This is a genomic window from Giesbergeria sp. (assembly GCF_028686475.1).
GTDB lineage: Bacteria > Pseudomonadota > Gammaproteobacteria > Burkholderiales > Burkholderiaceae_C > Simplicispira.
In genome coordinates this window covers 1-14,467 of sequence record NZ_JAQUCA010000004.1, presented here as the reverse complement: position 1 = coordinate 14,467, position 14,467 = coordinate 1, and the positions used below count along the sequence as shown (strand labels likewise).

General features: G+C 58.8%; 9 protein-coding genes, 1 tRNA gene and 1 pseudogene. 4 read left to right on the top strand and 7 right to left on the bottom strand.

The features are described from left to right. From PHX60_RS03560 to iscB, 3 genes and pseudogenes are all read right to left on the bottom strand, one after another. Positions 1-652: pseudogene (locus tag PHX60_RS03560) on the bottom strand (hypothetical protein); the annotation flags it as partial. Positions 653-863: 211 nt separating this feature from the next. After that, positions 864-1,310 carry a type II secretion system major pseudopilin GspG gene (gene gspG, locus PHX60_RS03555; protein ID WP_300074818.1) on the bottom strand — a complete coding sequence of 149 codons (447 nt, stop codon included), beginning with the start codon at positions 1,308-1,310 and terminating at the stop codon, positions 864-866. Beyond that, positions 1,310-2,746: an RNA-guided endonuclease IscB gene (iscB, locus tag PHX60_RS03550; RefSeq protein WP_300074814.1), complete on the bottom strand. Its 1,437-nt coding sequence runs from the start codon at positions 2,744-2,746 to the stop codon at positions 1,310-1,312. Before iscB ends, gspG begins: the two co-directional genes overlap by 1 nt. Before the next feature lie 337 nt (positions 2,747-3,083). On the opposite strand from iscB, the gene PHX60_RS03545 reads away from it, so the two are divergent. Next, complete coding sequence (locus PHX60_RS03545) at positions 3,084-3,545, top strand: type II secretion system protein N (protein ID WP_300074811.1); 462 nt, start codon at positions 3,084-3,086, stop codon at positions 3,543-3,545. Positions 3,546-3,558: 13 nt separating this feature from the next. Here the strand turns inward: PHX60_RS03545 and PHX60_RS03540 are convergent, their stop codons facing one another. Then, on the bottom strand, positions 3,559-4,317 hold the full coding sequence (locus PHX60_RS03540) for a LytTR family DNA-binding domain-containing protein (RefSeq protein ID WP_300074808.1): 759 nt from the start codon (positions 4,315-4,317) through the stop codon (positions 3,559-3,561). A 16-nt stretch (positions 4,318-4,333) separates the two neighbouring features. Beyond that, the gene (locus tag PHX60_RS03535; protein WP_300074805.1) at positions 4,334-5,404 is read right to left on the bottom strand and encodes a histidine kinase; all 1,071 of its coding nucleotides are present in this window, start codon (positions 5,402-5,404) and stop codon (positions 4,334-4,336) included. Between the two features lie 50 nt (positions 5,405-5,454). Here PHX60_RS03535 and argH point away from each other — a divergent pair, with 50 nt between their 5' ends. Continuing rightward, a complete protein-coding gene (gene argH, locus PHX60_RS03530) occupies positions 5,455-6,912 on the top strand; it encodes an argininosuccinate lyase (RefSeq protein ID WP_300074802.1) in 1,458 nt (485 codons plus the stop codon). Between the two features lie 64 nt (positions 6,913-6,976). On the opposite strand, the gene PHX60_RS03525 is transcribed toward argH, so the two are convergent. Beyond that, positions 6,977-7,066 (bottom strand) — tRNA-Ser (locus PHX60_RS03525). A 33-nt stretch (positions 7,067-7,099) separates the two neighbouring features. Then, positions 7,100-13,042, bottom strand: a complete 5,943-nt coding sequence (locus PHX60_RS03520) for an MG2 domain-containing protein (protein WP_300074799.1) — start codon at positions 13,040-13,042, stop codon at positions 7,100-7,102. Between the two features lie 177 nt (positions 13,043-13,219). Here PHX60_RS03520 and PHX60_RS03515 point away from each other — a divergent pair, with 177 nt between their 5' ends. Together PHX60_RS03515 and PHX60_RS03510 are read left to right on the top strand one after the other, a co-directional pair. Then, on the top strand, positions 13,220-13,921 hold the full coding sequence (locus PHX60_RS03515; protein WP_300074796.1) for a hypothetical protein: 702 nt from the start codon (positions 13,220-13,222) through the stop codon (positions 13,919-13,921). A 219-nt stretch (positions 13,922-14,140) separates the two neighbouring features. Continuing rightward, positions 14,141-14,368 carry a hypothetical protein gene (locus PHX60_RS03510; RefSeq protein ID WP_300074795.1) on the top strand — a complete coding sequence of 76 codons (228 nt, stop codon included), beginning with the start codon at positions 14,141-14,143 and terminating at the stop codon, positions 14,366-14,368. Positions 14,369-14,467: the final 99 nt, after the last annotated feature.

Here is a 14,467-nt window from a genome sequence, read left to right as displayed (position 1 = left end):
TGATTTTGCCTTCGGCGTCGATAGCGAAGTAGCCTTCATCGTTGCCAGAGACGATTTCAAAGGCAGTCACGGCGACATCATCGGTAGCAGCTACGGTAGCCACCACAGCGCCAGCTTCTTGGTTTTCGGCGTATTCAAACGCTTGGTCGGCAGCTACCACGGGGGCAGCGGTGTCAACGGGTTCTTCCAGTGGATCACCGGGGTTGGTGTTGTTGGTGTCGTTGGAGTATTGGAACGACTTGGCAACTTCGGTGTTCCAAGCGGCAGCCACGGGGGACATGAGCGCCAAGTCGCCTGTGGCACCTTCGACGGACGAGAGCACTTCGGACAGCAGCAGCACGACCACGCCACGAACGCTGGGGGGAACGGATTCAAACAGAGCGATGACTTCGGCACGCAGGGCGGCCAAAAACTCGGCTTCTACACCAGACAAGCCCATGTTGGTGATGATGGTGTCGGTCAGGACTTCGGAGTCATTGACCAAGCTGGCAAAGCCATTGCCAAACTCTGCGGCAAACAGCACTTGGCTTTCGCGGGTAGTGCCAGCGGCAGCGATTTGGCTTTGGAAAGCCAAATTGCCGGGCGAAGTGTTGGTGAATGCGCGGTTCAGAATGCTGACGACACCAGGGGCGCCAAATATGGTTTGAGACATGGTCTTCCTTTTGCGAAGTTTCGGATGAAAACAAGTTGCTAAAGAGGGCCTGCCTTGCACAGCACAACCCTACCCTACCAAGTTTGCCAAAGCATTATCACATGCAGCGCTGCCAAGCAACACAGTTGCACGGCACCGGTTTAGCTAACTTGGCTTGCAGTGTAGCGCGTTTACCACGCTAGGATGTGTGACGGCGGTCACAGGTGGGGCGTTATTGCCAGCTGCCAATGTCGGTATCGTTGCCTTCGCCGCCGGGTTGGCCATCGGCGCCCAAGGACATGACGTCAATGGGGCCTTTGATGCCGGGGTTGAGGTATTGGTAGGGGCGGCCCCAGGGGTCATTGGGGAGTTTTTCCAGATAGGGCTTCCAATTGGGCGGCTGGGGGGCGGTGCTGGGTTTGGCAACCAAGGCGCGCAAGCCTTGTTCGGCGCTGGGATAGCGCAGGTTGTCTAGCTTGTAGAGTTTGAGGGCCTGCATGAGGTTACTGACGTCGGTGCGGGCGGCAGTAACACGGGCATCATCGGCACGGTCCAAGACGTTGGGCACAATCAGGGCGGCCAGCACGCCAATGATGACCAGCACCACCATCAGTTCTATCAGGGTAAAACCACGCTGGAGGTGGCGGCGGGCGGGGTGGGCAAGGGCAAACAGTGTCATCAGTTTGCGCGTGAAACCTCGGCATTCATGCCGGGGAGGCAGAGCGCGGAACGCGCAGCGTTCCTGGCTTGGGGCCTTGCCTGTTCACGTCTTGTGTTGTTGGCCCGGTTGAAAAAATAGCCATAGCCATCAGCGCGCTGAATGACACGACAATGTTTGTGGCTGATGCCTTGCACCACGACAGGTTGTCCGTCTTGGTAGCTTTGGATGTTAAAAGAACCACTGGCCCGAATTGCCACACGACCGATGTGGATGCCAGCCTTGAGGCCCGAAGGTACCTCCGCGCGCACCATGTCGCCGGTGCCAAAACCATGCACACGCTTGCGGCGCATGAGGTAGCCCCTTGGAAAGCCAAATTTATTCAGTCTTGTGCGCTGGTAACTGCCTCGGCCTGTGGCCTTGAGGGTTAAGGTGGGACATTGCCAGTTTTCGATGGCTTGTATTTTCCCGACGCAAGCAGCATCGAGTGCATGGGTTTTCGGGATGCCCAGCGTGCAACGGTTAAATTTGGTTTGGCCGCCAGAGGCCAGTTCTACCGGTAGGCCGGTGGTTTTGAGGGCATTGGCCAGCGCCCAGCGGGTAGCGTTGACTGCCGCAGCATCGCGCAGGGGCTTTTTTGCATCGGCCAGTATTTTTGCCAAGCGATTGGGGTCTTTGGCTAAGAAATCTTCAATGCTGCGCGCGGCTTTTTTTTGATTGCAGCGCTGGCAAGCCAGCGTGAGATTAGAAGCCCGATTGCTGCCGCCTTGGGCTTTAGGGTGGATATGTTCAATTTGCAACAGCACGTCTTGGGCATCGCAGTAGGCGCATTGGCGGCCCCATTTTTCCAGCAGATACTCGCGCAGTTCGTAGCCGAATAAAGTGCCCTGTTGGTATTCAACCCCTGAAATTTCCGGGTTTTGCAGCGCCTGCATATCAAAGCGCACCAGCTCGCTACTAATAGCGCTGATAGGTGCCCAGCGCTGAATCCGTCGCACCCACGCCATGCAGGTATCCACGCGATGTTGCAGCGAGGGTGCCAGCCAACCTTCTTTTTGGTTGCCACGGTTCAAAAAACGCGGGGTGCGGTAGCGCAAATGTCCCCTGCGCCGACGGCGCATCTGGCGGCGGGCGGTTAAGGCTTCAGAAATTTGTCTGCCGCGATGGATTAACTCCATCAGGTTCAGCACCACGGCAGCGGTTTGTACTTCGCCAGTTTGCTGGTCGATGATTTCAGCATCGCGCACCAAAGCCAAGCCGGTGGTTTTGCTGCCGGGGTCCAATTTCAAACGCAGAGGTTGCAAATCACAAGAAGCTATTTGACGGTCTGTGAGTCGAATCACCATCGGCACGAGTCTATGCACCCGCGCCCGGCCACGCGCCAGCAGCAGCCGGGCGCGCTTTTCGGTGCAGGGCATTAGCGCCCGGCCTTGGTGGTCCAACACAAAAACTGCCACGTATCTCTCCAAAAATCAGCTGTCTTTCCAGCAGTCAGCCCTTACGGGCCTAGTGACGGACACCTTGCGATGTCGCTCCCCTCGGGAATGTCAGCAACCGGCTCCAGCTTTTACAAGCTGCGGTTTCAACCTTCGGGCTTTTACCTTGGTCCAGCATGATTAAAACCTTGCAGAGCAGCAAACTGAGGAAGCATTTGCTGGTGCGTCTCAACGACCTGTTGTCAACGTAGCGGGCTGGTTACCGCTTTCCCTGGTCAACCCGGCTTAAATCCTTTCGGCTTCAAGCCCCATCCTTCAGGATGGGGTAATTGACGGTGGCCTGGATGATAATCTGCACATGGTGATATCAACACACAAGCCTTGGGGTTTGCGCCTAGGCACTTTGGCGCTTTGGGCGGCCACGGCGGCCAGCGTGGGCTATTGGGGTTTGCGTTTATCGGCCCCGGTGGGCGGTAGTGTGCCTGCGGTGGCGACGCTGGCCCCGGCTTTGCCCGATAGTGCGGCCATTGGGCGGCTGTTGGGTGGGGGCGCACTGGCCAGTGCTACTACGGCAGCACCAGCACCCGTAGGCGGCACGGCCACGGCACAGCTGGCCTTGCTGGGGGTGTTGGCCGGACAGCACAGCGGCGCGGGTGCAGCGCTGATTGCGGTGGATAAGCAGCCCGCTAAGCCGTTTCGGGTGGGCGCGCAGGTAACGGAGCAGCTGGTATTGCAAAGCTTGGCACCGCGCCAAGCGCGTTTAGGGGCTACGCCCGATGGCCCCAGCAGCCTGACTTTGGAGTTACCGGCACGCCGTTAAGATGGAATGTGCATCAATGGAGCAAGGCGGCGCGCACCACGGCCAGCTGGCGCCGCGAGACGCTTAGCCATTGCGCCAAGCCGTGCAGGCGCACGGCCCAGATGTCGCCCTCTTGGGGGTGGCGGTGTTTTTCTAGCGCCCGAATGGCATGGCGCGCTACCAAGGCGTTGCGGTGGATGCGTACCCAGTGTTGGGGGTAGCGGGCTTCTAGCTCGCTTAAAGAGCCATCCAAAATGTAGCTGCGGCTGGCGCTGCACACGGTGACGTATTTTAATTCGGCTTTGCAATACAGCACTTCGGCCAGGGGGACGCGCTCGGTGCGGCCCCGGTCTTGGATGAGTAGCGCTTCGCCTACTGGGATGGGGACAGGGGCAGGGGCAGCACTGGGGGTGGCTTGGGCGCGGGCGGCTTTGGCCAAGGCTTGTTGCAGGCGTTCGCGGCGCACGGGTTTGGTCAGGTAGTCCACGGCATCTAGCTCAAAGGCGCTGAGGGCGTGTTCGGTGTGCGCGGTAACAAACACCACGGCGGGCGCGTGGGCTAACTGGCGCAGTTGGCGTGCCAGTTGCAGGCCGTCTTGGCCGGGCAGGTGGATGTCTAGCAACAGCACCTCAAAGGGCGGGCTGTGGCTGCTGCTACCGGGGGCAGGGGTCAGCAGCGCCAAAGCCTCTGCCGCCGTGGCAGCGCTGGCGCATTGGTGGCCGCCTAGGTCGGCCAGCAGGGTTTGCAGGCGGCTGCGCGCCAGTGCTTCGTCATCAACAATCAGGATGTTCATGCTCTTATCCTTATGCTTATCCGTTGGCGGGCAGGGTAATGCACACTTGGTACGTGGGGCCGTGGATGCCAGCGCTAAAGCTGCATTGCACGTCGTGCAGCAACAACAGGCGCGCGCGTACATTGGCCAAGGCGATGCCGTGGCCTAGGGTGCTGGGGGGCGGCGCGTGGCCCGAGGGGTCTGGCAGCGGCAGGGTGTTGCTGATACGCACGCGCACCCAACTGCCGCGCCGTTTGGTACGCACGCGCACTTGGCCGCCTTGGGGGCAAGGCTCTACGCCGTGTTTGACGGCATTTTCTACCAAGGGTTGCAGCAGCAAGGGCGGCAGCAAAGCGCTGCCTGCTTGGGGGTCGAGTTGCCATTGCACTTGCAGGCGTGGGCCAAAGCGCACTTGTTCAATCGCGATGTAGCGTTGGGCCAGGGTGATTTCTTCCTCCAGCGTGACGGCCTCGCCTTGCTCGGTCAGGGCGCTGCGGAACAGGTCGCTCAGGTCTTCTAACAGGGCTTCGGCTTTGGCGGGTTCGTCGCGCACCAAGGCAATGGCGCTGTTGAGGGTGTTGAACAAAAAATGGGGCCGGATGCGCGCTTGTAGCTCGGTCAGGCGCGCGGTGGTGGCGGCGGGGGTGCGCGCTTGGGCGCGTAGCACCAAGGCAGCCACCAGTGCAGCGGCCAGCAGGGCACCGCTGGCGGCACTGGCCAACCACGGCGCGGGCTGGGGGGCTATCTCCATCCAGTGCAACATGGCACAGGCAAACCAACCGGCCAAGGCCCCCAACAGCACGCCAGCGGCCCACTGGCCGGGCAAGCCCAGCCGCTGCAACCAGCGCTTGAGGCTGCAAGCAATCAGCAACCATGCCAAGGTAGCTGGTAAGGCGGCACCAGTGAGCAGGGCCAGTTGCAGTAGCCATGCGGCCCAGTGATGGCTGCCAAAGGCGGCACCCACCCCGAGTACGGTTTCGACAAACAATACCGCGCGCAGCACCACACCGGCATGGCAAGCGTCAAACACTACCGGCGCGGGGGGTGTGGTTTCGCGCGGTTTGGGCGCAGGACGTGGTGGGCTAGATAGAATTTGCGGCTTCTGCATTACGGCATCCGGGTGTTCCGGGTGTCTGTTTCACCGGATTATTGCCTCCCATGCCTACCAGCCACGCCACGCCGCCCTCCCACAACCAACTCGATACCAAAGCACAGGCTTGGTCGGCCTTGTTTTCTGAGCCGATGAGTGATTTAGTCAAGCGCTATACCTCTAGCGTATTCTTTGACAAACGCCTGTGGCAAGCCGATATTGCGGGCAGCTTGGCCCATGCCGAGATGCTGGCCGCGCAAGGCATCATCAGCCAAGAAGACCACGCGGCCATCCAACGCGGCATGGCGCAGATTACGCAAGAAATTGAGTCGGGTGCGTTTGAATGGAAACTGGACTTAGAAGATGTCCACCTGAACATTGAAGCCCGCCTGACGCAGCTGGTGGGCGATGCGGGCAAGCGCTTGCACACCGGCCGCAGCCGCAATGACCAAGTGGCCACCGATGTGCGCCTGTGGCTACGCAGCGAGATAGACTTGATTGGCGGCCTACTGACCGAACTGCAAACAGCCTTGGTAGAGGTAGCTGCCAACAACGTGGAGGTGATTTTGCCGGGCTTTACCCATTTGCAAGTGGCCCAACCGGTTAGTTTTGCCCACCACCTGCTGGCCTATGTAGAGATGTTTGCCCGCGATGCCGAGCGCATGGCCGATGTGCGCCGCCGGGTGAACGTATTGCCCTTGGGCAGTGCTGCCTTGGCAGGCACCACCTACCCACTAGACCGCGAGCGCGTCGCGCGCAGTTTGGGCATGGAGGGCGTGTGCCAAAACAGCCTGGATGCCGTGAGTGACCGCGACTTTGCCATCGAGTTCACGGCAGCCGCCAGCCTGTGCATGGTGCATGTGAGTCGTTTGTCCGAAGAACTCATCATCTGGATGAGCCAAAACTTTGGTTTCATCAAAATTGCCGACCGCTTCACCACCGGCAGCTCCATCATGCCGCAGAAGAAAAACCCCGATGTGCCCGAGCTGGCCCGTGGCAAAACCGGTCGTGTGGTGGGCCACCTGATGGGCTTGATTACGCTGATGAAGGGCCAACCATTGGCCTACAACAAAGACAACCAAGAAGACAAAGAGCCTCTGTTTGACACGGTGGATACGCTCAAAGACACCCTGCGTATTTTTGCCGAGATGGTGGGCGGCCAAGTCAACCCCGCTACCGGCCAAAAAGAAGGTGGCATTAGCGTGAACGCCCAAGCAATGGAAGAGGCGGCCAAAAAGGGTTATGCCACCGCCACCGATTTGGCTGATTATCTGGTGAAGAAGGGTTTGCCGTTCCGCGATGCCCATGAAACCGTAGCCCATGCCGTGAAGGCAGCCACCAGCCATGCTTGTGATTTGTCTGAGCTACCCCTGACGGTGCTGCAAGACTTTCACCCCTCGATTGAGAAGGATGTCTATGAAGTGTTGAGCCTGCGCGGCTCGCTCAATGCACGCAATACCTTGGGCGGTACGGCACCAGCACAGGTGCGTTTGCAGATTGCACGCCACCAGGCGCGTTTGGGCTGATGGTTCTGCGCTGAAGGAAAAAGCCCGCTAACTAGCAATAGTTAGCGGGCTTTTTGCAATGTATTGGCGGAGAGGGAGGGATTCGAACCCTCGGTAGGGTCGCCCCTACGCCTGATTTCGAGTCAGGTACATTCGACCACTCTGCCACCTCTCCTGTGTGCCGAAGCTGCCATTGTAGCAGCAGTTTTTAGCCCCCAGCAGCGGGTAGTACGCGCACACGCGCATTGGGGGCTTCGCCGAACATCTCGGGGGCATACAGGGCCTCTACGCGGCTAGGGGGCAGGGCAAAGTCACCGACATTGTTCAGGCGGATGGTGTATTCCATTTTCATGGAGCCTTTGGGCAGGTATTGGTAGTAGCTGCGGAAAGCCTCAAAGCTGCGCTCCTCAAAGGCGGGCCAGCCGGAGCCGCTGCGCTTTTCGTCTTGCGTGGCTAGTTCGGAGTCGCGCCCCAAGCCGCTGCCCAAAATGGTGGCCCCGCCGGGGATGGGGTCGGTGATGGCGACCCACGTCATATCGGCGCTGGCTGTCACTTCGAGGCGCACGCGCAAAATATCACCCCGGCTGTATTCACCAGCGGGCAAGTGCGGGTTGGCTTGCTCTAGCGGGGTGATGGTTTTTTGCAGGCTGTAACCCGCTGCAAACGGCGCTTTGCGTTGCAGTGCGGCCACGGATTGCACCGTGAGCCACGGTTTGCCACTGCCTTGGTGGGTAACGGCCAGCGCGGCTTTATCCTCGGGTTTGGCCCAGGGTAGGAACATGCCGTTGCCGCGCAACATGCCCGGCGCTGCGGGGGCACCAAACCAAACGCTTTGGTGCGCTGCACCGTTGGCATCGGTGGGCTGGATGCGTTCTACCTTGGCCCAATCGACTTGCGCGCTTTGGCTGCCCAGCGTGGCGCGGGTGGTACCTGCTACCGGCGTGGCCTCCATTTTTTGCGAGAAGCGCTCCAACGCCAAGCCGCCCCACAGGTTGGCGGTGGTGGTGTGCCAAGCGCCATTCTGCTGGCGTTGGATGAAGCCATTGGCCAAACGGCCCATGTCGTCTTTCCAGCTGGGTTCGTCCATCACCGTGAGCAACAAGCGTGCGGTGTTGGTATCGCCGCTTTGCATCAGCCACCACCAGTAGTCGTCTTGCTCGGTGCTGAACAGCAGCTTGGTGCCTTGGTAGCTCAGGCGGCCACGCAGAATTTGCATGGCTTCTTGCAAGCGTGTTTCGCGCTCGGGCACGGTTTGCAGACGTTGCAGTACGTTAATCCAATCAATCACGGCATGGGTGGGCCACTGGTTCGGGGCGATGGTGATGCTGGTCAGCATCTTGGGCGTGGCCTTGCCATAGCGCGACAGCGCCTCTATCGCGGCCAGTTTACGCATGTCCAAGTCTTTGCGTGGACTCCAGAAGCTGCGTTCAATCCGACCTTCAACAAAGGCCATTAGGCCGCGCTCTAGCGGGGCGCGCGCCTCGTCGGGCAGGGCAAAGGCTGGGTTGATGCGTGCTGCCTCGTGGCTGGCCGCCAGCAGGTAGGCGCTCAGGGTATCGCTGCCGTGGTTGGCCTCGCTGCTGTGGGGCGGAAAGTAGTTGGCCAAGCCATCGCCATCGAGATAGGTGGGCAGCTGGGCGACCACGGTTTGCCAGAGTTTGGCATCACGCAGGCCAATGGCTTTACTGGTTTTTTGCTCTAAGCAGGCAAAGGGGTAGTTGGCCCACCAATCGCGCACGCCCGGCAGACCCTCGGCCAGCTTGGGTTGCAGCGCCAGCTTGAGGCCACCGCGTCCGGGCAAGGCTTGCGCGGGTGGGCTGGCGGGCAAGCTGTAACTGCCATCGACTTGTACCAAGGTAGCTTGCTGTACCGACAAGGGCACGGCAGGCACGATGCGCTGCTGGATTTTGAGGGCATCGCGGGCGCCGCTGTGGCGGTCTTTGGCTTCTATCTCCCACAGCAAGGATTGCAGGCGCGTTTGGCCCAAGGGGGCCGGGGCTTTGACTTCCCAAGCCACTTCGCGGGCTTGTCCAGCTGGAATCTCTAGCGTTTGGGGCTTCAGGTCTATCAGGGTGGCGCGCGGGGTCACTTCTACCAGCATGGCCGCTTTGGTGGTGTTGCGTAGGGTGATTTGGGCGCGGAACTGGTCGTCCTCGCGCACCAAGGGCGGCAGGCCGCTGATGATTTGCAAATCTTGCGTTGCCCGGATGCTGGTGCTACCGGTACCAAACAAGCCCGTAGCCACATCGGCCACCGCCACAATCTTGAAACTGGTCAGGGCATCGTTGAGCGGCACGGTGATTTTGGCTTGGCCCTTGGCATCGAGTTGCAGCGCGGGGTTCCAAAGCAGCAGGGTATCGAGCAACTCGCGCGTGGGGTTGCGGCCCCCACCGCCCCCCGCAGGCACGGCTTTGCGCCCATAGTGGCGACGGCCAATGATTTCCATGTGCGCGGTGGAAGTGGCTACGCCCCAACTGCGCCGTTGCAGCATGGCATCGAGCAGGTTCCAGCTTTGGTTGGGCATCAGTTCTAGCAGGGCTTGGTCCACGGCGGCCAGTGCTACCTCGGCATGGGCGGCGGGCTGGCCGTTGGGTAGTTTGGCGCTGATGGTAATTTGCGCCTTGCCACGCACGGGGTAGCTGTCTTTGTCGGCGCTCACTTTGACATCCAGTTGGTGTGCCTTGGTACCTACTTTGATTTCGGCTACCCCCAAACGAAAGGCTGGTTTGCTCAAATCGACCAAGGCAGTGGGGGCGACGTATTCACGCCCCTCGTACCAGAAGGCGGTCCACCACTCGCGCGGGGCTTTGTAGCCCCAGCTAAAAAAGCTGTACCACGGCACTTCGCGCAGGCGGCCACGCAGCGCCAGCACGCTCACATAGACGTTTGGCCCCCAGTTTTCTGCAATTTTGAGGCTCACCGTGGGGTCTTGGCCGTTGAGTTCGACCACTTGGGTGTGCAAAATACCTTCGCGCTCTACGCTCACCAAGGCGGTAGCAAAGCGAAACGGCATTCGCACCTGAAAGCGTGCCGTCTCGCCCGCTTGGTAGCTTTTCTTTTCTGGCAGCAGGTCAATGCGGTCATGGTTTTCGCCACCAAACCACAGCTCGCCTTGGCGCGTTACCCACATGGAAGCAGCAGCATCAAAGGTGTTGCCATCTTTATCGCGGGCCGTGGCAATCAGTTCAATTTCTCCCGCTTCGGCCAATTGGGTTTGGCACAGCAGCAAGCCACGGGTATCGCTTTTACCGGTGCAAACGGTACCCAAATCTTTGGTGCTGGTTTGGTTGTCGTAGCTGTAAAAGCCACCCACCATGCGCTTGCGGCTGGTGGTGGTGATGCGGGCCATCGCTTGCACTTGCAGCGGTACATCGGCCAAAGGCTTGCCTTCTGGGCTCAGCGCCAAGACTTGAAACTGGGCTTTTTGCCGTGCCGATACCCAACCTTCGGTTTTGATACCGGCCACCACTGCCGCAGGCCAAAGGGTGCTGTGGTTGCGCAGGGTTTGCACTTCGCCATTGGGGTCGGCATAGCTGGCTTCGAGCAGCAAATCTTGCGCTTGGGCTGCGCGTGGCAGATTCTCTAAGGTGATGCTGCCTGCACCTTGGCGGTTGAGCGTGAGGGGCAGCTTATCGGCCACGATGCGGCTGTCTGGGCTGGCGCTGTCTTCTGGCTCGTTGTTGCTGTGGCCGGCTGGGCGCTGGCGTGGTGCGCGAAAGCTAAAACCTTCGTAATCGGCAAACTCTAAGTTTTTGCGCCGCACCTGTGCCGAAACCCGCACCGGCAAGTTGGCCGCACCGCCGCCCGCCACATAGTTGATTTGCACTTCGGTGGGCACCGAGCGCACATTGACCAGTGGTTTTTTCTCTGCTGGGGCAATACGGCCCTCGAACACGGGCAGGCGGAACTCTTCTACCCGAAACTCGCCCGAGTTAAAACTTTGCTCGCCAACTTGGCTGTTGCGTAGCTCGACGTAGTACAAGCCCAATTTGGCTGCCGGTGGAATGGCAAAGCTGCTCTGGGCGCTGCGGCCCCCAGTGGCGGTTTTGCGCCAAGCCAGTGGCTGCTGGAACTGTTGGCCGCTGCCACTGTGCGTAATCAGCAAGGTGTCGGGTAACTGGCTGGGCAGGCCAAAGCCCTTGCTGGTTTCGGTGCGAATCAGGTGCTTCATCGACACCGTTTCACCAGCACGCAGCAGGGTGCGGTCAAAAATGGTGTGCGCGCGCTCATCGAGCTGGGGGCTTTGGCTGGTGGGCAGGTCAAAGCGCCACGGCTCGATGCCGCGTTGCCATTCGCTCCAGGTAAAAGCCATGTCTTGCACCCCATCGGCCCCTTGGCTACGCGCACTGACAAAATAGCCCGAGGCATCGCCATAGTCGTTGTAGCAACCGGGGGCTTCGGGCTGGAGCTGCTCGAAACTGGCGCGTCCTTGGGCATCGGTGCTGGCGCTGGCCAGTAACTTGCCGTGGCAGTCAGACACCTGCACCTTGGCATTGGCGACGGGCTTGCCTTTGTCCAGCGTCGTCACCCAGGCCAAGGCGTTTTCGCGCCCCAGTTTGAAATGCACCGCCAAATTGGTCACCAGCGCCGAAGTGCGTACCATCATGGTGCGGTTGGCTCCGTGGCGCTCGTCTAGCAAAGAAGCTCCCAAGCGCGGCGAGGCAATCTCCACCACATGAAAGCCCGGTGTGAGCGGAATACCCACCACCTCAAACGGACGCGGGTCGTGGTTGGCGGGTTTGGGCAAGTCCAAGGTTTTTACCCCGGTTTGCCCGGCCAACAAAGACAGCATGCGCGATTGCACATAGGCTTGGTCATCGGGGTTGATGACTTTGGGCAAGGCACCTTTGACATCTTGGCGTGCTTGGCTGCGCTCAACCAAAAAGCGGTCGTAATGCTGCACTTTGCGGTACCAGTGGATGATGTCGGCATCACTGCCCGGTTGCAGCGTGCTGACTTTGCCTTGCGGGGCGGCACCCGTCTGTAAACCTTGCACGCGCAAGTGGGCCTCTACATTACGCAAGGTGACGGGCAACAAGGCCGGGCCGTTCTGGCCTTCGGCAAAGCGCTCCACAATACCAAACGGCGCGGCGGCAAACTTGGCCAGCGGTGGGCGACCAGCGGTGGCCACTTGCAGCGGAAAGCTGGCCGCATTGACCAAGGAACGCCCAGCGGCATCGACAAAATGCTGGGGCAACTCGATGGCGAAGCGGGTTTCTTCGGCCAGCGGCGGCGCAAACGTGATTTGCTCGACCAGCTCGTCTTCGCTGGCTTGGGGTGCTAGGCTTTCCTCTTTGGATTTGAGTCGAATCGCTGCCGCCAGTTTGGCCGCTACGGGCGCATTGAACGACAGCGTCATGGGCCGAATCGGCAAGCAAGCGGCTTGGGCGTTTTCGCGCTCGCAATGGAATTCGGCTTGAAACGGTGCGCGCACGGTAAAGCCAAAGCGTTTCTCTACCCGATTGGCAATCCCACTCGGGGTACTGACCCCTTGGCCCCAGACCAATTGCACCTTGGCCGATGACGTAAGGCGGCGGTTGCAGGCCAGCGTGACTACGGAGGCCGCATCGGCGCGCAAGCCGTGGGCATCCAGCAGGCTTTGGCGCTCTGGGCCGTCTATCAGGCGTACCGGGATGCGCTCGCCCAAGCCTTCCGCCGTACACCAGACGTTGGTTTGTACGCTGGCCGGGGTGGCCGGGCCATTCAGTTGCAGAATGAAAAACTGTTCTTCGTCAATCGGCTCCCAGCTGGAGGGCCAAACTTGCTGCACAAACGGCCCGCCGGTGTTGAATTGGTAGCTGCTGTTGCCGCTCAAGGGGCTGCCGCTGGGGGACTGAAAGCCCGGCTTGGCCTGCACCGTGCAGCGCAGGCCGGGCGGCAAGTCTTGGGCAAAATCAAACACCCATTCGCGTTCGCTCGTCCAGCGTCCGCTGCCTTGGCTGGCTTGGGCATCGCTGCAACGCACTTCTAGCGGTGCCGGGGCTTGTGGGTCGCCAAAGCGCACCGCTGCCGCATCGAACTTGGCCACCACTTGGCGCACGCGCGCTACTTCGCCTTGGGGCGATAAACTGGTGATTTGCAGCGCCTGTGCGCCCAAGGCGGTACACAGCAGGCAGGCCGCCAGCAGAAATTTTGTGGAAATCACAACCATGCCCTCATGTTTGAAGTAGCCCGCCAGCGGCGAACTTTTCAAACATGGTAGCAGCGGCGGGATTGGGTTGCGTTGGCTATGCCAGTTACGCAAGTCACATAGCGTTACGTGCTACCGCCCTTCAGTAAGACAATGAAAGACCGATAAAACCACTATCCCTGCTTCTAAAAGACCTCCATGACCTCCATCGTTCGAGCAGCCCAATGGGCCAGTTCCATTGCCAGCGAAGCCCTACGCGCCCGTGTGGGTCAGGCGGGTGCCACCAGTCAATCGGTACAACCGACCGTCCATAGCAGCTCGACCAGTATAGAAGATGTAGCTGCCAGCGCATCGGTTATTTATCGCCAGCGGCAAAATGAAGTGCCCGCAGACAATACCTATGGGCATTTAGAAGTTTGGACAATTCCGGGTTGGGGTCACGATCCGGAAAAAATGAAAAGCTACGGAGAAGTGTTCTCTAGTGCTATGAATGCAATGGATGGAATATATCAAGAATTTAAACAATCGCTCAAAAAATCATCCCCAGATTTAGTAACACAAGATTTTGGTTTCAGTGTTGATTCCAAGGGTGATTTGATTGCTACGGGTGTTAGTGGTGAGAAAAAAATCAAGCTAACACAACTTTTGAATGAAATACCAGGATTTAAAGAATTGGCCAACAATTTTGCCTCTGGCTTGATGGGTTTTGCTAAAGCAGAGAGCAACTATGGCCTTGGAAGGTTTAAGCTGAATGCGGAAAATTTCCAGCAAACCATTGACATTGGACAAGCCTTGGATTCAAAGTACAAAAATAATGATGCAACCGGAAATTGGTTTTTTCAGCTTGAGCGCAAAGGTCAATATGACTACGAAAGATTAAGGCCCATCAAAAATTCGTAATATTAATAATGATTTTATTTATTTTGCGGAAATAAAAACCATGCCCTCATGCTTGAAATAGCCCGCCAGCGGCGGATTTTTCAAACATGGTAGCAGCGGCGGGATTGGGTTGCGTTGGCTATGCCAGTTACGCAAGTCACATAGCGTTACGTGCTACCGCCTTTCAGTAAGACAATGAAAAACCGATAAAACCACTATCCCTACTTCTGAGAGAGCGCCATGACCTCCATCGTACGAGCAGCCCAATGGGCCAGTTCCATTGCCAGCGAAGCCCTACGCGCCCGTGTGGGTCAGGCGGGTGCCACCAGTCAAACGGTACAACCGACCGTCCATAGCAACTCCACCAGTATAGAAGATGTAGCTGCCAGCGCATCGGTTATTTATCGCCAGCGGCAAAATGAAGTGCCAGATAATTTGACGGGTAGTGGTAAAATTACCAATGATTAATTATTTTAAGAAATTTAATGATTGAAGAAAAAATTGTTTATCTCTGTCGTTCATGCAAAAGTGACAATCTTGTAAAAAATGGTCACTCCATGAGTGGAA